This is a genomic window from Curtobacterium sp. 18060 (assembly GCF_902706105.1).
Taxonomy (GTDB): Bacteria; Actinomycetota; Actinomycetes; order Actinomycetales; family Microbacteriaceae; genus Curtobacterium.
The window spans coordinates 226,368-243,451 of record NZ_CACSJV010000002.1 but is presented as its reverse complement, the minus strand read 5'-3'; the positions used below and the strand labels follow the sequence as shown (position 1 = coordinate 243,451).

Sequence of the window (17,084 nt, the reverse complement as noted above, 5' to 3'; positions counted from 1 at the left end):
CCGACCGCCCTGCCACAGCCCACAGCCCACAGCCCACAGCCCACAGCCCACAGCCCACGTTCACCAACGACGAAGGCCGCCGCCCGTCGTGACGACGGGCGGCGGCCTGGCCGCTCAGCGGCGGACTGCGATCAGAAGGCGGCGATGCGGTGCCGCACGGAGCCTGCGAACCGGCCGCAGGCGGCGCCGACGCGCGAGGCGGCGGTGATCCGGGCCTCCTGGCCGGTGCCGGCGAGCAGAACGGCTTTGACCGTCGATGCGAGCTCACGGACCCCGTCGACCGCGCGCCACCGTGCACCGGCGGCGCGGTGTGCCCGCAGGAGGCGCGCATCGTCGACGCCGTAGCGGTACGCCTGGTGGAACGCACCGCGGGCCGCGCTGCGCAAGCGGTACTGGACGACCGCCTGCGGGACGAAGACGATGGGCGAACCAGCCGCAGCCACCCGCCAGCAGAAGTCGATGTCCTCGCCGCAGTGCAAGGACTCGTCGAAGCCGTCGACGGCCTCGAGCAGCGCGCGGGTCACGCCGAGCGCACAGCTCGGCGTGTAGGGCAGGTGCCGGAACTTGACGGGCAGCTCCGTCGTCGACGCGGTCACCCGGGCCGCGAGCGCGGGTGCGTTGAGCAGGTCGTACGCCAGTCGGCCGCCGCCGATGCCGTGTTGCTGCACGGCCGCAGCCATCGCCGAGATCCATCCGGGTTCGAGCACGTCGTCCGCGTCGCAGAACAGCACGATGTCGTGTCGTACGGCGCGCCAGCCGACGTTGCGAGCGTGGCTCGGCCCACGGACGTCTGTCGCGTCGACGACGCGCACGGCCCAGCCGGATGGCCACTCCGTGGCGTCGACGAACGGGCGCAGGACGCTGGGCCTGACGCCGTTGGCAGCGAGGACGACTTCGACGTCGCCCTCGTGCTGTTGCACGGCGATCGCCCCGAGCTGCGCGCTCAGGGCGGTGTCGGGTCGACCGACCGGGACGACGACGGAGACGGGCACGGCGGAGACGGGCACGGCGGACTCGCTCTCTCAGGGTGTGGTTGCGGTGGTGCGCCCGAACCGGGCGGGCGCGACGTGGCGCGCCATCGCGATGACGTCGCGGCGGATGCCCGGCAGCACGACGGCAAGGGCGAGCACGACGAGCGCAGAAGCGCCGCCGACCGTGATCGCGAGCCAGGGGCCGAGGTCGAGCAGCCGGGTCAGGAGCGTGACACCACCCACCGCCACGGCCACGATGCCGGGGCGGACGATCGGCGTGACGAGGTCACGGAGCCCGAGCCCTGGGCGTCGACCAGCGACCACGAAGCCGGGGACGACGAGGACGAGCGAGCTGACGGAGAACGCCCACGCCATCCCGGTGACGCCCCACGGCAGGCCGACGAAGAACGAGGCGAGGACGAGCGGACGGCTGACGAGCGCCCAGATGGTCTGACGAGCGCCCTGGCCGGTCGCGACGAACACCCAGACGGTGACGTAGCCGAGGGTCTGCGCGATGCCAGCGAGCACCAGCACGCGGAAGATCGGTACCGAGCCCGCCCACGCGGGGCCGAACAGCACGGTGACGACGGCGTCGGCGAGCACTGCCAGCACCGCGAAGGTCGGCCACAGCACGTACCCGGTCAGGGCTGTGAGGTGCCGGTAGTAGCGCCGGAAGCGCTCGCGGTCGTCGGCGACCTTGGCGAGCACGGGGACCGCGACGCGCTGGAGCGGCCCGTTGACCTGCTCCAGCGGGATCGTGAGCAGCTGCCCGGCCTGTGCGTACAAGCCGGCGGCGAGCGGGCCGAACGACGCCCCGACGATCACCTTGTCGAGGTTGCGGGCCGCGAAGTTGAGGACCTGGACCGCGGTGACGTTCGCTGCGAAGCCGAGTTCCGGCCGGACGGCGGGCCACCGCGCGGGGCGGGTCGGGCGCCAGGGACACACGGCGATCGAACCGATGCCGAGCACGAGCGAGAAGAGGAGCGCCTGGGCGACGAGCGCCGATGAGCCCGCACCGGCGATCGCGAGCACGAGCGCCAGGGCGGCGCCGGAGACCATCGACGCGACCTCGAGCAGGGCGAGGGCACGGAAGCGGAGGTTGCGGGCGAGCAGCGCCGTGGGGACCGCGCTGGCCCCGGCCGCCACGAAGGGAACCGCGAGCAGCATCACAGACCTGCCGGACGCTGGGAAGCCGAGGACGACCGCGAGTGCCGGCGCCGACAGGGCCAGCGCAGCGCCGGCAGCGAGTCCGGCTGCGGCGCTGAGGAGGTGGAGCGAGGAGGCGACGCCGGCGGACAGGCGCGGCGCACGGGTGACGAGGGCTCCGATGCCACCGATGCGGAGGAGCTCGGCGAGACCGCTGAGCAGGAGCACGACGACCGCGAACCCGTACTCGGCGGGGCCGAGGATCCTGGCGATCACCACGACGGTGACGAGCTGCACGAGGAACCGGGTCGCGGTGCCGGCGGCGGTGACGATGCCGCCACGGGCTGCCGCAGTCGCGAGCGGAGCGGAGGACTGCCAGTCCGGCAGGGTCGTGCGGGTCATGGCAGTCCTCCGTTCGGGTCGGGTCGGACTCAGCGGGTGACGAACAGGTTCTCGGCGCCCTTGTCCGTGACCTTCGGCTTGCCGTCCGTGGTGACCCGGTTGCCGTTGCCGCTGACCGTGACCTTGCCGATCTCCTTGGCGTCGACGTCGTTGATGGTGCCGCTCAAGACGAGCGCGTCGACCTTGCCGAGGTGGACGACCGCGTTGCTCGCGGTGATCTCGACCGAGGCGCAGTCGCCCACGGTGACGTCCTTGTTGCTCTGGTCGATGACGACCTTGCCGTCGGCGCACTCCGCCGTCGCCTTCTGGATGTCGGCCGGCGGCGTCGAGAAGCGGTCGTCCGCCTTGGCGCTCGAGCTGGCCGTCGGCTTCTTGGTGGGTTCGTCGCCGCCGGTGCCGGAGCACGCCGTGACGACGGTGAGGATCCCGATCGCAGCCAGGGTCGTGGCGGCGATGCGGGCGGTGCGGGAGGTGTGACGCATGTCGGGTTCCGTTCTGGGATCGCGGCGAGGCGGATGACGCTTGGCACTGTCGCCCCGGTGACGTTTCAATGACACGCTCTATAGAATACTGGTATTCTAGATGCATGACAACCCGGAACCTCCCGCTCGTCGCCATGCTCACCCACAGCGCAGCACTGTCCGGGGCGGAGCTCCTCGTGGCGCGGGTGGCCGCCGCCCGGGTCGAGACCGAGGTGATCGTCGTCCTCGGTGAACACGGGCCACTCGAGTCCCTGCTCTCCGGGCTCGGCGTCGAGCACGAGGTCGTCGCGCTCGACCCGTCCGTGACCGAGCACGCAGCCGATGCGGGTGGGGGCCTCCTCGCGAAGGGAGTGTCGACGCTCCGCTCCACGCGGGCCCTCGCGCGACGGCTCCGCGACGTCGGCGCCGACGTGGTCGTCACACACTCGGCGAAAGCGCACGTGTACGGCGGACTGGCCGGCCGGCTCGCACGCATCCCCGTCGTGGCGTACGTCCACGACGTCGTCGGAGCGGCCGGTGCCTCCCGCGCGAACACCCTGGTACTCCGCGCGGCGCTGACGACGCTCCCCGCAGCCAGAATCGCCAACTCACGGACGACGGCCCGCTCCCTCGGCCGGTCCGGTCCGGCACCCGCGGTGATCGGCTGCCCCGTGGACCTCCCGGACCAGGCCGCCCCGTCGGCACCCGGCCCGTTCACCATCGGCATGGTCGGGCGGCTCACCCGTTGGAAGGGGCAGGACATCGCGGTCCGCGCCTTCGCCGCGGCCCGCGCGCTCGGTCTCGACCCCGATGCGCGGCTCCGGCTGATCGGCGCGGCGCACTTCGGGACCGACGACCACCACGCCGCCGAGTTGCACACCCTGGTCACGGAGCTGGACCTGACGGCGGTGGTCGAGTTCCGGGGACACCGGCAGGACGTCGATGCCGAGATCAGCGCGTGCGATCTGCTCGTGCACGCCAGCCGCCGCCCGGAGCCGTTCGGGCAGGTGGTCACCGAGGCCATGGCGCTCGGTCGACCGGTCATCGCCGCGGACGCTGGCGGCCCTGCCGAGGTGCTCACGCACGGCGAGGACGGGCTCCTCGTCCGTCCAGGCGACGTCGATGCCCTCGCGCACGCGATCCTCCGGTTGGCCGGGGACGAGCAGGAACGGAACCGACTCGCCCGCAACGGGCGCCACTCCGCCGCGCGCTACGCGACGCCGCACATCGTGGCGCAGATCGAGCGCGTCCTGGTGAGCGCAGCCAGGTAGCGACCGACTGGAGGCCCGGTGCAGGTCCGACGGACCGGCACCGGGCCTCCAGGCGGTCCGGTCCACCCCCGCGGACCCTCAGCCGGTCCGGCCCCCCACCGGGATGCCGGTCCACTCCGCGATCTCGCGCTGGAACCGCTCGGTCGAGAACGCGGCGGCGCGCGCACGACAGGCAACTGGGTCGAGTCGCACGGCACCGTCGACCGCTGCGGCCAGGGTCGAATCCGCGAGGTCGTGGAGGAGCGTGCCGCTCGTTCCTTCCTGCACCGAGTCGCGAGCCCCGCCCTCGGCGTTCGCGACCACCGGCGTGCCGAGGGCCAGCGCCTCGACGGGCAGGATCCCGAAGTCCTCGACGGGAGGGAACACGTAGACCGCGGCACGCTGCAGGAGCGCCGCGAGCATCGCGTCGGAGGGCGTGCAGACGAAGTGCACCTCGACCCTCGACTCGGCAGCCAGCGCGCGCAGCCGCTCGGCATCCGGACCGTCGCCGGCGAGCACCACCGGACGCCCGGACGCCCGACCGGCATCGATGACGACGTCGAGGCGCTTGTACGGAACGAACCGCGAGGCACCGAGGACGAAGTCGGCAGGCAGCGCCTCGAGGACAGCGCGGTCGCGCTCGTCGAGCACGGACGCCCAGTCGGCGACCGCAGCGAGCCGCTCCACGCCGACCGGCGGGTTGATCACCTGAGCGTCGATGCCCCAGGTGTCGCGGATGCGCTGCTGCACGAAGCGACTGTTCGCGGCGACGTGACGGAGCCCCTGGGCGCGACGGCGGTCGACGGAGCGGAGTACCGGCGAACCCGCGCGGGCGAGCATGGTCGATCCGCGGGCATCGAGTTCCGGGTTCCAGAGGTACCGGGCCGGCGTGTGCACGTAGGTGAACTGCCGGTCCGGGGCGACCCCGGTCACACGGGCCTGGTGGGCGAACAGGTGCGAGCTCACGATCGCCCAGTCGTACTCGCCGACGGTGCGCAGGCCGTGACTCCACAGGGCCGGAAGGAACGGCATCGACAGCGCCTTCCTGCCGCGGAGGGGCGACCGCGCCAGGACGCTCTCGACCACCCGCCGGTCCGCGTATCGCCCGGGGGCGTCGTTCCACAGCCCGAACACGTCGGCGGCAGGGTAGGCATCGGCGAATGCGTCGACGACACGCTCGGCGCCGCCCACCGCCTCGATCCACTCATGGACGAGCAGTCCGCGCACGGTCGGCTCCGTTCTGGTCGGTGGCGGCGCGTTCCGCGCACGCCGCGATGGTCGCGATGGCGGAGATCGCCCGCTCGCGCATGGTCAGGAAGTCGTGCTCGTCGCCGCGTACCGGGTCGGCGACGTCGTCGAGCGCCGGGTCGGTCGGGGCCGTCGCGACCCGGAAGCGGGACACGAGGCGCGGGAGTTCCGCCCAGAACCGCTCGTCGACGGCATCGGCGTCCAGCAGGGGGCGGACGAGGCGGTCGAACTCCGCCATCGTGAAGGTCCGCCGCAGGAGGTGCGGCGCGAGGTCGAGGACCTGCGCTCGGTGCGCGCGCTCGAGCGTGAGCACGAGGTCCCTGTCGCGCAGCACCGCGGCGGTCAGCGGCGTCGAGACGAACGCGTCCGGGTCGCCGCCGTCCTGTCCGACAGCGGTGGCGGAACGCGGGAACATCGGCGTACCCGCTGTCGCAGCGGTGCCGGCGCTGTCCACGCGGAAGACTCCGGGCAGCACTGCGTCGAGGCGCGCCCGGAGGACGCGTTCGACGTACGGCGAACGGCAGATGTTGCCCTCGCAGACGATGAGGATCGAGATCACTGATGGGCTCCTGTCAGGGTGACGGGTCGTGCACCGGCGGCGTCCGGTCCCGGTTCCGGCGGCTCGGCGACGGGGCGCCAGACGCTCGAGGCACATGCGGCGAGGAGCAGCCAGAGGATCGGCGTCGAGAGGTCCGGGGTGCCGACGAGCTTCGCGACGAGCACCGCGGCGAGCGCGACCGAGGCCGGGACGGTCGCCGGTGACCGCGCCGCGCGCACGAGCACGCCGAGCGCGAAGACGGCGAACGCGATCGTGCCCGGGATCCCGACGCAGGTCAGCAGCGTCATCCCGAAGGACGACGGCCGGTTCGCGCCGAGCCCGGCGCCGATGCCGAGGGTGTCGGCGAGGACCCCCCAGCTGAAGCCGTCCGCGCCGGTCCGGGAGTCGTACGACTGACTGCCGACCTTGTCGTCCACGATCGCCTCGACCGGTGCGGCGAGCTGCGGGCCGGCCGCGAGCAGCACGATCGCGATCGTCAGCCCCCCGAGGACGAACCAGACGGTGCCGCGTCCACCCCGGACGACGTACCGCACGGCGACCACGAGCAGGCCGACGGCGATCACGACGGCGGAGGCGACGACAGCGGTGCCGGACGCCGCCTGCAGGAGGTTCGCGCACGACAGCGCACTCGCCGCGGCCCAGATCATCCGCTGCCCGCCGGACGACCGCAGTGCCGTGACGGCGAAGTACGCGGCGGCCGGGAGAGCGAACGCTGCGAGCTCGCTCGGTTCGCTGAAGACCCCCCGCAACCGCTCCCCCGGGAGCGCCCACGCGTAGGCGACCCCCGGCAGCGTGTCCATCAGGGGTGCCAGCACGTCCGCACCTGCCTGCACGAGCACCCCGCGCACGGTGGTCACGACCGTGCCGACGACCAGCGCGATCCGGAGCGCGGTCTCTGCCGCCCCGACGCGGACGAGGTACAGCAACGCGCACACCGCGAGCAACAGGTACCCGAGCTGCGCGAGGTTGCTGATCGAGTAGGTGAGGTACCCGGGGTCCAGCACCTGACCGTCCACACCGCCACGTGGGACGAGGACACGGACGCCGGCGAACATCCAGGGGGCGACGGCGGTGGCGATGGTCGCCCACGCGACGAAGGCTGCGAGCGCGTTCGCCGACCAGTGCGTGGTGCGCAGCGGGCGGGTCCCGAGGAGCGCGATGCCCGACGCGAGCGCCGCAGCCGAGAACAGGGGCACGCCGTTCCCTCCGGCGACGACGGCAGCCGTGTACGGCAGGCCGCCGGCGACGCCGATCACCGCGGGGAGCCACGTCCGACGGGCGATCAGCGCAACGGCGAGCACAGCCGTGAAGACGGCTCCGAGGACCGGCATGATCCCCCTCCATTCCACTGTCGCTTGCGGTGGTATTTCATATCATCTACGATAAGTATCACACATCCGATCGCCTCCCGGAAGGCCCCCAGTGACGCTCTCGCAGTTCCTCGAAGTGATCAGACGGCGATGGATCTCCGCGCTCGCGCTGGTCCTCCTCGCCACGTCGGCTGCCGTCGGCGTCACCCTCGTGCAGGCGCCGGAGTACCGCGCCTCGAGCGAGGTCTTCGTCTCGGTCGCCGCCGGCTCGTCGGTCACCGACCTCAGTCAGGGCAACAACTTCTCGGCGGCGCGCGTGAAGTCGTACACGGCGCTGGCACTGACCCCGCGCGTCCTCGGCGCCGCGGCGAAGCAGCTCGGACTCCCGGCCGGCACCGACCTCTCGAAGGTCGTGACGGCGTCCTCCACCGACGAGACCGTGATCATCTCGCTCAGCGCGACGTCCACGTCCCCGGCCCGTGCGGCGGCGATCGCCAACGCGGTCACCACGCAGCTCGTCGCCGTCGTGGACGAGGTCGAGCGCTCATCGCAGCAGAGCGACCTCGTCCACCTGAGCGTGTTCCAGCAGGCGAAGGCACCGACGATGCCGTTCGCTCCGCGGATCCCGGTCAACATCGCGATCGGGGTCCTCGCGGGCCTCGCACTCGGTGTTGCGCAGGCAGTCCTCCGCGAGGTCCTCGACACCCGGCTGCGGTCGTTCGACGCGCTCCGGCGCCTCACCACGGCGAGTGTGCTCGGCGAGTTCGGGGTGGACGACACCATCGCGAAACACCCCCTCGTCGCCGTCGACAACCGCTACAGCACCCGGGCCGAGAGCTTCCGGCAGCTGCGGACGCACCTGACGTACACGAACCTCGACGGCGGTCCGCAGAGCATCGTCGTGACGAGCGCGACCCCGGGCGAGGGCAAGTCCTCGACCGCCGTGAACCTCGCGCTCATGCTGGCGCAGAACGGGTCGCGGGTCCTGCTCGTCGACGCCGACCTGCGACGCCCGACGACCGGGACGTACTTGGGGATCGAGAGCCGCGTCGGCCTGTCCACCGTGCTCACCCGACAGGTCGCGCTCGACGATGCCATCCAGGAGGTCGGTGGGGACAACCCCCTGCACGTCCTCGCTGCGGGGCGGGTGCCGCCGAACCCGAGCGAACTCCTGAGCTCCAGCCGGATGGCGGACCTCGTCCGCGAGCTCGAATCCCGCTACGACGTCGTGATCGTCGACGCCCCGCCGCTCCTCCCGGTGACCGACCCCGCCGTCCTCGGCGCCATCTGCTCCGGGGTCCTGCTCGTCGTGAGCGTCAACGGACAGACACGGCGCGCCGACTTCGTCGCGGCCGAGCAGACCCTGCGGCAGGTGGGCGCACGACTGCTCGGGCTCGTGGTGAACCGCCTCCCAGCCCAGCGACGCATGAAGACCTACTACAACTACGAGCCCTCGGCGCCGGTGAGCGAGAGCCCTCGCCGCTCGTCACGCGCACGCAACGACTCGACCGCCACCACCGAACAGAAGGAAACCCGATGACCCGCAGCACACCGCCCCGATCGTTCGTCTACCTCGGCTGGCAGGGGTACGGCAACTTCGGCGACGACCTCCTGCACGAGACCTGGCGTGCCGCGCTCCGTCACCCCTTGGACGTCGAGGCGCCCCTGACCCGGCGGGACTACGCTCGCCGCTCACCGCGCTTCGTTCGCGACCGCGCCCGGCTGATCGGCCGCGAGCGGCTCGTGCTGCTCGGTGGCGGCACGACCGTCGGGTTCGCGTCCTGGGCCGGACACGTCGACCGTGCGACCCGGTACTTCGGCGCGACCGGCACCATCGGACTCGGTCTCGGGGCAGCTGCCGCCGACGACAGCTACTCGCTCGGGACACAACCGCAGCAGTGGGACGCCTGGCGTTCGCTCGACCGGTTCGCGCTGCACGGTGTCCGTGGGCCGCTCACCGAACACGAGGTCACCACGAACCTGTGCCCGGTCGACGTCGTGGGCGATCCGGCGCTGCTCTACCCCGAGCTCGTCCACGTCCAACGCACCGTCCGGCCCGACGGCCGGATCGGCGTCAGCATCGGATCTGATCCGACCACGAGGTTCGACGTCGACACGATCGCCGAGGCGGTCGACCGGCACGCGGCCGCGACCGGCACCACCGAGGTCGTCGCGTTCGCGCTGTCCGGGGCCGACCGCATGGCGGCGCACGGGTTGGCCGCCCGCCTGCGCACACCGGCGGTCGTGCACGAGTACGTCGACGTCCCGACGACGATGGCCGCCATCGCGGGATGCGACCTGGTCGTGTCCGAACGACTCCACGGCGCCATCGCGGCGGTTTCGCTCGACGTGCCCACTGTCCCGCTGTCGTACGCGTCGAAGTGTGACGACTTCTGGCGCAGTGTCACGGACGGCCCCGCGCCGATCACGGTGGGCCACGACGTCGACGAGCTCGTCCACGAGATGCAGATCGCCACCCGACACCGTGACGGGATCCGCGCCCGGACGGCCGAGCTCCGGGAGCGGCTGGGCTCCGTCCAGCAGCGCCTCCTCGACTGGCAGACCGCAGGCTCGCCGACGGCCGAGCTCTTCGCCCGCACGAAGGCCCACGCGTGAACGCCGACCACCGCTTCCACCTCGTCGTCTCGACGATCCGGACGCCGGACCACCTCGCCCGCTGCCTCGAGACGATCGAGCGCGCCGGGGTGTCGGTGTTCGTCACCGTCGTCGAGCAGCGACCGACTCCGGATGCACTGGCCGTGCTGCAGCCGCTCATCGACGCCGGGCACGCCGAACACGTGCACCAGCCGGACGTCCGTGGCGTCAGCCGGGGCAGGAACGCCGGGATGACTCGACTCCGCGGTGAGGTGATCGCGTTCCCGGACGACGACTGCTGGTACCCCGACGGCGTCCTGGCGACGATCTCGCACCGGTTCGCGACGCAGGGGCTCGACGCGGCCTCGATCCCCTCCCGCGGAAGCGACGAGCAGGGCACGATGCTCCGCTGGCGCCGGCGCCCGGGTGACGTCACGAGTTGGCGGGTGCCGCGGACCGTCGTGAGCTCGGGGATCTTCATGCGTCGCGACGTCCTCGAACGCCTCGGCGATTTCGACGAGGACCTCGGTACGGGCTCCGGAACGCCCTTCGGGGCCGGCGAGGAGACCGACATGGTCCTCCGCGCCCTCGCCTCCGGTGCGCGGATGCGCTACATGCCGGACCTGTCGGTGCGGCACCCGGACTTCCGTGACGCCGGTATGACGACCGAGACCCTCGCGAAGGTCCGCCGGTACAACCGCGGCTTCGGTCGGGTCCTCCGCAAGCACGGTCTGTACGGGCAGGCCGCGTACTGGATCGGTCGCGGCCTGGTCGGGACCGTCGTCCGGACCGTCCGTGGCGACCGCGACGGAGCGCGCTTCCAGCACACGCAGATGAGCGCTCGGTTGCAGGGATGGCGGGGCCGGGACGACGAGGGCCGGGTGTACCCGGCCTGTGGAACCGTGGTATTTCGTCCACAACATACCGAGAAGTAGGATCCTGACGAGATGCGCCACGACACTGGCCCGATGCACCATCGATTCCACTTGATCATCGCCACGAACCGGCCGCCCGAGTACCTCGACCGAGCGATCCGGTCGATCCAAGCCGAGCCGTACCGGGTCTTCCTCTCGGTCGTCGCGCAGCGCCCGGTCCCCGAAGTACCCGACCGGCTCGCGGCGATGATCCGGGACGGCGACGGTGAGTACATCCACCAGCCCGGCGCCAGCGGGGTGAGTACCGCCCGGAACGCTGGGATGCGAACGCTCCGCGCTGACCTCGTCGGGTTCCCGGACGACGACTGCTGGTACCCGACCGGCGTGCTGTCCGCGATCGATGCCCGGTTCAGCAGGGTGGACGAAGAACCCCGGCTCAGCGGTTTGTGCATCCCGACGAAGGACGCGACCGGCCGAGGCACCATGCTCCGGTGGCTCGGGCGATCCCGACGGATCCGGGTGCGGGACGTCCCGCGCACCGTCATCTGCTCCGGGGTGTTCTTCCGGCGAGAGGTCCTCGACGACATCGGGGACTTCGACGACACGCTCGGGTCGGGTGTGGAGCCCTTCGGCTCCGGCGAGGAGAACGACCTGGTCATGCGCGCGGTCGAGGCCGGGGTGCGGGTCGACTTCGACGCCGACCTGTACGTGCACCACGGCGACTTCCGCGACGACGGACCCACCACCGCGGTCCTCGCAAAGGTCAGGCGGTACAACCGCGGGTTCGGGCGAGTGCTCCGGAAGCACGGTTGCTGGGGGCAGGCGAGCTACTGGGTCAGCCGATCGGTGGTCGCGCTCGTGATCGCTCGCGTCCGGCGCGACGCCGCCGCGGTCGAGCAACAGCACGCCCAGCTCGCCGGGCGGTGGCAGGGGTGGTTCGGCCGCGATGACGCCGGGCACCGTCACCCCGTGCACCCACGCACGCGCTGAGGTGCGCCGGCCGCGGGACGGGTCGTGGGGTGTCTGCCCCACGACCGTGTCGCGCGGAGCACCGGCCGCTCGAGCAGGTACCACGATGCCGAGGCCACACCGATGCCCACCAGAGCGAGCCCCAGGCGCACCACACCGGTGGACGGGTCACCCCCGGGCTCGATTCGGAGCAGCGGGTAGTGCCACAAGTAGAGCCCGTACGAGATGGTCCCGAACCAGCGAGCGATCGCCAGGTCGAGCGCGGGAGCACCACCGAGCGCCCCTGCGACGACGACGAGCGCTGCGACCGCCACCGCTGCCGTCTCGACCCAGCGAGCCGCACCGGGCAGGGACCCGACCGTGATCGGCAGCGTGCACACCGACAGCACCACGAGCAGTGTCGCGCCCACGCCGCCGACCCCGAGCACGACGGCGCTCGGACGTCCGGTCCGCAAGTCGATCTGACCGAGACCGCGGAGACTGCCCGTGCGCACGGCGAACGCGGCGAGCGCACCCACGAGCAGGGCGGCGGCGCTCGTGTCGAGCCCGTACGCCAGGCGGTCGTACGGCAGCACGACCGTGCCGACGACCCGCCAGGTGACCGCAGCACCGACGAGTCCGCAGAGCGCGACCGCGGCAGTGCGGGGCCGAGTGCGGGCGAGGACGCCGAGCAGGATGAGGACGAGGGGCCAGACGAGGTAGAACTGCTCTTCGACGGCGAGCGACCAGGTGTGCTCGAACGGTCCGAGCTCGACGCCGAGCACCCGGGCGTGGTTGCCCGTGTAGGACCCGACGGTGGCGAGGACGCGGGCCAGGTCACCGCGGATCGGGTCTGCCAGCACGATCACCGCGACGGTCACCACGACCAGGACGGCCGTCCACGCCGGGAGCAGCCGTGCCGCGCGGCGGAGCCAGAACCGGCCGAGGTGGATCCGCCCGGCACGCTCGGCCTCGTCGAGGAGCGCCCGGGTGATCACGAAGCCGGAGAGCACGAAGAAGGTCGTCACCCCGACGACCCCGCCGTAGGGGACGACCGACTCTGCGGTGTGCGACGCGACGACGAGCAGGACCGCGAGGCCGCGGAGCCCGTCGAGTTGCGTGAGGCGGTCCGCCGGTTCACCCATTCCAGACCACGAACCGGGGCTTCCACGTCGCCGACATCGCGAGCTTGCCACCGGTCCCCCGGATGGCTTTCGTGCCTCCGTAGGCGTCGACGATGGTGCCGTCGCCGGGCAGACTCACACTGATGGGCAGTTCGTCGAAGCGGTCAGCGGTCTGCCACACGACCCGCACCGAGCGTGTGCCGTCGGCCGAGACGAACCGGGCTTCGCGCACGGCACCCGTCACGAACTGACCGGCGAACCGCATGCCGGCGAGCTGGCGCTGCATCGTCGCGTACGCAGCGGCAGCGGGCTTCGGCTCGTACGCGCGGCTCGGCGCGTCGACGAGCCCGAAGGTCCTGGCACTGCCGTCCGGATCAGGTTGGTCCGGGGCAGCCATCTCGAACGAGAACACCCGCTCGACGCCGTACTGCGCGGCGAGCACGTGGGTCCGGACCAGGAACGCCGCCTGGTCGTCCTCGGAGACCCAGCCTGGCCTGCCGTTCGGGGTCGGCCATCCGACCTCGGTGATCCAGATCGGCAACGGTTCGCCGTTCGCACGGGGGCACTTCGCCGCTTTGTCCCGGAGCCAACGAAGCGCGTTCTCGATGCACGGGTTCGTCGCGACACAGTGCTCCGGCGCGTACGGCTGGTTGTACGGGTGCACGCTGATCGCATCGATGTGGTCGGCACCACCGAGCCGGAACCACTCGTCGAGCCAGCGGAGTTCGCCCGACGACACGGCGTTCTCGGCCGGCCCGACGATCCGTGCATCCGGGTCGACGCTCCTGATCGTCGCGGCCGTGACCCGTGACAGCGCGATGTACGCGGCAGGGTCGGCGGAACGGGTGCCGTGGGTGTTCGTCCACTCGTTCCAGATCTCGAACGAGCGGTCGGCGTCCGGGTACCGGTCGCGCACGTGCGTCACCGCCTCGGACACGAACCGGCGCCAGGCTGCTGTCTGCGCCGGGTCCGAGACGTCCGGCGGGGTCATCGCGCCGCCGGTGTACGCCATGTGACCGTAGTCGAGGACGAACAGCGGAGCGACGCCACGGTCGCGCACGATGGGGTCCACTCGCGCATCAGTGCTACGGAAGTCGAACACGCCCGGCACCTTCTCGACGGTGGACCACTGCAGGTCCTGGCGGAAGCCCGCGGCGCCCAGCCCGTCGAGTGTCGGGAGCGCCGCGGCGACCGGCCCGGGCGAGCCGTTCATCGTGACGTTGAAGAAGGCGTCACGGTGCTCGACGCCCGGCGTCCGGACGAACCGGAAGGACGTCTCGGGCAGAGCGGGGCCGTGCGCCGTCACGCGGTACGTGCCCGCGTTGAGACGTCGAGTCGGACGGATCTCCGCTCGTCCGGAGGAACCGACGACGGCGTCGCCGGCTTCGACGAGCACGCCTCTGGCGTCGGTGATCCGCCAGCCCACGTCCGCGAGCGCCGGTGTCCCCGCGGCACCGACTGCGAACGTGACCGGTTGATCCGGTGCGAAGAGACCGTTGGCCGACATCGGCTGGATCGTCGGTCGAGCGGTCGCCGTCGATGCTCCGGCGGCGTGGGCCGGCTGCCGCACAGTCGCTTCGGCGAACAGCAGCAGGGTCGTCGCCGCGGCGAGGACGACGACGCCGGAGGCTCTCCTGCGGGGACGGGTCGCGGGAGGTCGGGAGTCGGACGGGACGTGGGTCGATGGCATCCCACCACGCTCGCCCGGTGCCGGTACCGACGCCAAACATGTTGAATGACGCCGAGTTCGGAAGTGGCGTCAACTAGTCTCGGGCCGTGCGATGGAGTCGAGTGAACTGGCCGTCCGTGGGCTACGTCTCCCTCGAGGACTTCGACGGGCAGCGGGAACACGTCGCCCGCGTGCTCGAGGACGCTCCCCCGGCCGTCGCCGCACTCCTGACCGTCAAGTGGACGGACTCCCGCATCGCACGATGGGACGTCGAGCACCCGGATCTCGCGCACCCGGACCCCGCGCACCCGGACGACGAGGACGACGACGACACCGGGACGGCGGTCGACCTGCCGGGCCACGGCGTCCCCGACCCGGTCGTCGTGCACACCGAGGTCATCGTCCGCAACGACGAGGTGCTCGACACCCCCGACGGCCTGTGGCGCCGGTGGAACCACGCCAGGGTCACGCTCCGACTCCGCGACGCGGTGGTGGACCCACCCCACACCGACCCCGCGGCACTGCTCGCCGGGGACGCCCACGTCGTGCGCGGTGAGCTCGAGTACCTGCACGAGCTCGACCAGTGGGAGCTCCGCCTGCTCGTCTCCCCCGTCGGCGAGGTCGCGATCCGCTTCCGGGGCGTCCGGGTCGCGATCCGCAGCGTGCCCGAGTCCGTCTACACGGAGCTCGACGCACGGCCAGCGCGCGGCTGGCACGGTCCGGTGCCGGACGGCTGGGTCGAGTACGCCACCGAGGTGGTGCGTGCCGCCGCGTACGGCGACCTGGGCGGACTGCACCTGGCGGACGACGCGAGTGACGTCGACGACGTCGACCCGCGCTGGGGCTTCGCCCCGCTGCACGCCGCCGCGTGGTTCGACCGGCCCGAGATGCTCGAGGAACTCCTGCGCCGCGGCGCGTCGCTGCAGCTCACCGACACCGAGGGGCGGACGCCGCTGACGCTGGCGATCGACCGCGACGCACGTCGGGCGATCGACGTGCTCGTGGCTGCGGGCGCCGACCTGGAGGCCCGGGACACCGACGGCAACACCCCGATCGTCCGCGCCGCCTGGGGTGGCCACGCCGCGATCGTGCGTTCGCTCGCCGCCGCGGGTGCGGACACCAGGGCGCTCGGCTCACGGGGCGCGTCCCTGCTGATCGCCGCGGTCGACTCCGGTGACCTGGACACGGTGCGGTCCGTGCTCGCCCTGGACGTCGACGTGAACGCCGAGGACGACGAGGGCTCGACCGCCACCGCTCGCGCAGAACTGCTCCGCGACCGAGCGGTCGCGGAGCAGTTGGCGCACTACTACTCGGGGAGCTGATCGAGCCGGCGGGCTACTCCGCCGTCTCGATGGCGTTCGCCTGGGCGACCTTCCCGTACCAGTGCGCGGACGGCTTCGGGGTGCGCTCGAAGGTCTCCGGGTCCCACGACACCAGGCCGAAGGTCGGACGGAAGCCGGACGCCCACTCGTAGTTGTCCAGGAGCGACCAGTGCTGGTAGCCGAGGACCTCGATGCCGTCGTCGATGCAGCGGTGGATGCCCTCGAGCGCGCCCTGCGTGTACGCCTGTCGACGGGTGTCGTCGGCGGTGGCGATGCCGTTCTCGGTGATCATCAGCGGGACACCGCCGGACAGCTCCCACGCGCTGCGCAGCCCGTCGGCCGAGGCCTCGGGGTAGAACTCCCAGCCGGTGAGGGTCGTCTCGACGTCGTCCGCCACGGGCAACGGACCGGAAGCGCCGATGAAGGTCCGGGTGTACGCCTGCACGCCGAGGAAGTCGTCGCCGGCGGCGTTCTCGAGGTACCAGTCGTCGCGCGGGTACCCGTACTCGCGGAGCATCGCGTCCGCGCCGGGCTCCCCGTTGGACTTGAACGCCTGGGTCGCGATGGTCCAGCCGCTCTGGATGCCATCCACCTGGGAGAGCACCTCCCGCGAACGCTTGTGGGACTCGAGCAGGGCGTCGGCGACGCCCAGGTCCGGGTTCGGCAGGCCGTACGCCACCAGGTTCGACGCGTCCTCCCCGCCGGCGAGCATCGCGGCGATGTTCGGCTCGTTGATCGTGCAGACGTACCGGACACCGTCGGACACCACGGGCAGCGCGGCTTCGGTGTAGCGGGCGAACAGGTCGGCCGCGTCGGGTGCGCGCCAGAAGCCGTCGCGTTCGAACCAGCGGGGCACCGTGAAGTGCATGAGCGTGACGATCGGCTCGATGCCGAACTCGTGGCAGGCGTCGACCATGCGGCGGTAGTGGTCGATCTCGGCGCGGCTGACGAACCCGCGTTCCGGCTCGATGCGCGCCCACTCGATGCTGAACCGGTACGAGTTCAGGCCGAGCTCGGCGGCGATCCGGATGTCCTCGCGGTAGCGGTGGTAGCTGTCCGCGGCGTCGCCGGACGGCTCGACGATGGTGGTGTCCGGCTCGTGCTCGTGCACCCACCAGTTCGAGTTGACGTTGTTGCCCTCGATCTGGTGCGCGGCGGTGGCGGCGCCCCAGAGGAAGCCCTTCGGGAAGTCGAGCGTGCTGAT

At 71.8% G+C, this 17,084-nt stretch carries 15 protein-coding genes; 6 read left to right on the top strand and 9 right to left on the bottom strand.

Annotated elements, in window-relative coordinates:
• Nucleotides 1-131: 131 nt before the first annotated feature.
• Genes GVL05_RS02535 through GVL05_RS02525 form a run of 3 tightly spaced genes read right to left on the bottom strand, consistent with a single transcriptional unit; the run spans nt 132 to nt 3,001 of the window.
• Nucleotides 132-1,007: a glycosyltransferase family 2 protein gene (locus GVL05_RS02535; protein ID WP_159571044.1), complete on the bottom strand. Its 876-nt coding sequence runs from the start codon at nt 1,005-1,007 to the stop codon at nt 132-134.
• A gap of 15 nt (nt 1,008-1,022) precedes the next feature.
• Nucleotides 1,023-2,519, bottom strand: coding sequence for a lipopolysaccharide biosynthesis protein (locus tag GVL05_RS02530; RefSeq protein ID WP_159571041.1), 1,497 nt, complete (start codon nt 2,517-2,519; stop codon nt 1,023-1,025).
• 29 nt (nt 2,520-2,548) lie between these two features.
• Nucleotides 2,549-3,001, bottom strand: a complete 453-nt coding sequence (locus GVL05_RS02525) for a DUF3060 domain-containing protein (RefSeq protein ID WP_159571038.1) — start codon at nt 2,999-3,001, stop codon at nt 2,549-2,551.
• A 104-nt stretch (nt 3,002-3,105) separates the two neighbouring features.
• Here GVL05_RS02525 and GVL05_RS02520 point away from each other — a divergent pair, with 104 nt between their 5' ends.
• On the top strand, nt 3,106-4,251 hold the full coding sequence (locus tag GVL05_RS02520; RefSeq protein WP_159571035.1) for a glycosyltransferase: 1,146 nt from the start codon (nt 3,106-3,108) through the stop codon (nt 4,249-4,251).
• A gap of 78 nt (nt 4,252-4,329) precedes the next feature.
• Here the strand turns inward: GVL05_RS02520 and GVL05_RS02515 are convergent, their stop codons facing one another.
• The 3 genes from GVL05_RS02515 to GVL05_RS02505 are packed head-to-tail and all read right to left on the bottom strand — an operon-like array spanning nt 4,330 to nt 7,368.
• Nucleotides 4,330-5,457, bottom strand: a complete 1,128-nt coding sequence (locus GVL05_RS02515) for a glycosyltransferase (protein WP_159571032.1) — start codon at nt 5,455-5,457, stop codon at nt 4,330-4,332.
• Nucleotides 5,435-6,037 carry a low molecular weight phosphatase family protein gene (locus tag GVL05_RS02510; RefSeq protein ID WP_159571029.1) on the bottom strand — a complete coding sequence of 201 codons (603 nt, stop codon included), beginning with the start codon at nt 6,035-6,037 and terminating at the stop codon, nt 5,435-5,437. Before GVL05_RS02510 ends, GVL05_RS02515 begins: the two co-directional genes overlap by 23 nt.
• A complete protein-coding gene (locus tag GVL05_RS02505; RefSeq protein WP_159571026.1) occupies nt 6,034-7,368 on the bottom strand; it encodes a hypothetical protein in 1,335 nt (444 codons plus the stop codon). The genes GVL05_RS02510 and GVL05_RS02505 overlap by 4 nt, the downstream gene beginning before the upstream one ends.
• A gap of 91 nt (nt 7,369-7,459) precedes the next feature.
• Here GVL05_RS02505 and GVL05_RS02500 point away from each other — a divergent pair, with 91 nt between their 5' ends.
• From GVL05_RS02500 to GVL05_RS02485, 4 genes are read left to right on the top strand one after another with little or no spacing between them, the layout of a single operon-like run.
• Nucleotides 7,460-8,887 (top strand): polysaccharide biosynthesis tyrosine autokinase, encoded by a 1,428-nt coding sequence (locus GVL05_RS02500; RefSeq protein ID WP_159571023.1) that lies wholly within the window; start codon nt 7,460-7,462, stop codon nt 8,885-8,887.
• Nucleotides 8,884-9,963: a polysaccharide pyruvyl transferase family protein gene (locus tag GVL05_RS02495; RefSeq protein ID WP_159571020.1), complete on the top strand. Its 1,080-nt coding sequence runs from the start codon at nt 8,884-8,886 to the stop codon at nt 9,961-9,963. The genes GVL05_RS02500 and GVL05_RS02495 overlap by 4 nt, the downstream gene beginning before the upstream one ends.
• A complete protein-coding gene (locus GVL05_RS02490) occupies nt 9,960-10,877 on the top strand; it encodes a glycosyltransferase family 2 protein (RefSeq protein WP_159571017.1) in 918 nt (305 codons plus the stop codon). The genes GVL05_RS02495 and GVL05_RS02490 overlap by 4 nt, the downstream gene beginning before the upstream one ends.
• 33 nt (nt 10,878-10,910) lie before the next feature.
• A complete protein-coding gene (locus GVL05_RS02485) occupies nt 10,911-11,807 on the top strand; it encodes a glycosyltransferase family 2 protein (RefSeq protein ID WP_159571014.1) in 897 nt (298 codons plus the stop codon).
• Here the strand turns inward: GVL05_RS02485 and GVL05_RS02480 are convergent.
• A complete protein-coding gene (locus tag GVL05_RS02480) occupies nt 11,780-12,910 on the bottom strand; it encodes an acyltransferase (RefSeq protein WP_159571011.1) in 1,131 nt (376 codons plus the stop codon). The genes GVL05_RS02485 and GVL05_RS02480 overlap by 28 nt on opposite strands.
• Nucleotides 12,903-14,579, bottom strand: coding sequence for a glycosyl hydrolase (locus GVL05_RS02475; RefSeq protein ID WP_159571008.1), 1,677 nt, complete (start codon nt 14,577-14,579; stop codon nt 12,903-12,905). Before GVL05_RS02475 ends, GVL05_RS02480 begins: the two co-directional genes overlap by 8 nt.
• Nucleotides 14,580-14,665: 86 nt before the next feature.
• Here GVL05_RS02475 and GVL05_RS02470 point away from each other — a divergent pair, with 86 nt between their 5' ends.
• Nucleotides 14,666-15,880 (top strand): ankyrin repeat domain-containing protein, encoded by a 1,215-nt coding sequence (locus tag GVL05_RS02470; RefSeq protein ID WP_159571005.1) that lies wholly within the window; start codon nt 14,666-14,668, stop codon nt 15,878-15,880.
• 13 nt (nt 15,881-15,893) lie between these two features.
• Here the strand turns inward: GVL05_RS02470 and GVL05_RS02465 are convergent, their stop codons facing one another.
• Entirely contained in the window at nt 15,894-17,084 is a 1,191-nt protein-coding gene (locus tag GVL05_RS02465) for a glycoside hydrolase family 1 protein (protein ID WP_159571083.1), read from the bottom strand.

Bases quoted from the DNA above. Each gene is read 5' to 3' on its own strand.
- GVL05_RS02530 (WP_159571041.1), bottom strand. From the start codon at position 2,519: ATGACCCGCACGACCCTGCCGGACTGGCAGTCCTCCGCTCCGCTCGCG.
- GVL05_RS02525 (WP_159571038.1), bottom strand. From the start codon at position 3,001: ATGCGTCACACCTCCCGCACCGCCCGCATCGCCGCCACGACCCTGGCT.
- GVL05_RS02520 (WP_159571035.1), top strand. From the start codon at position 3,106: ATGACAACCCGGAACCTCCCGCTCGTCGCCATGCTCACCCACAGCGCA.
- GVL05_RS02505 (WP_159571026.1), bottom strand. From the start codon at position 7,368: ATGCCGGTCCTCGGAGCCGTCTTCACGGCTGTGCTCGCCGTTGCGCTG.
- GVL05_RS02495 (WP_159571020.1), top strand. From the start codon at position 8,884: ATGACCCGCAGCACACCGCCCCGATCGTTCGTCTACCTCGGCTGGCAG.
- GVL05_RS02485 (WP_159571014.1), top strand. From the start codon at position 10,911: ATGCACCATCGATTCCACTTGATCATCGCCACGAACCGGCCGCCCGAG.
- GVL05_RS02480 (WP_159571011.1), bottom strand. From the start codon at position 12,910: ATGGGTGAACCGGCGGACCGCCTCACGCAACTCGACGGGCTCCGCGGC.
- GVL05_RS02475 (WP_159571008.1), bottom strand. From the start codon at position 14,579: ATGCCATCGACCCACGTCCCGTCCGACTCCCGACCTCCCGCGACCCGT.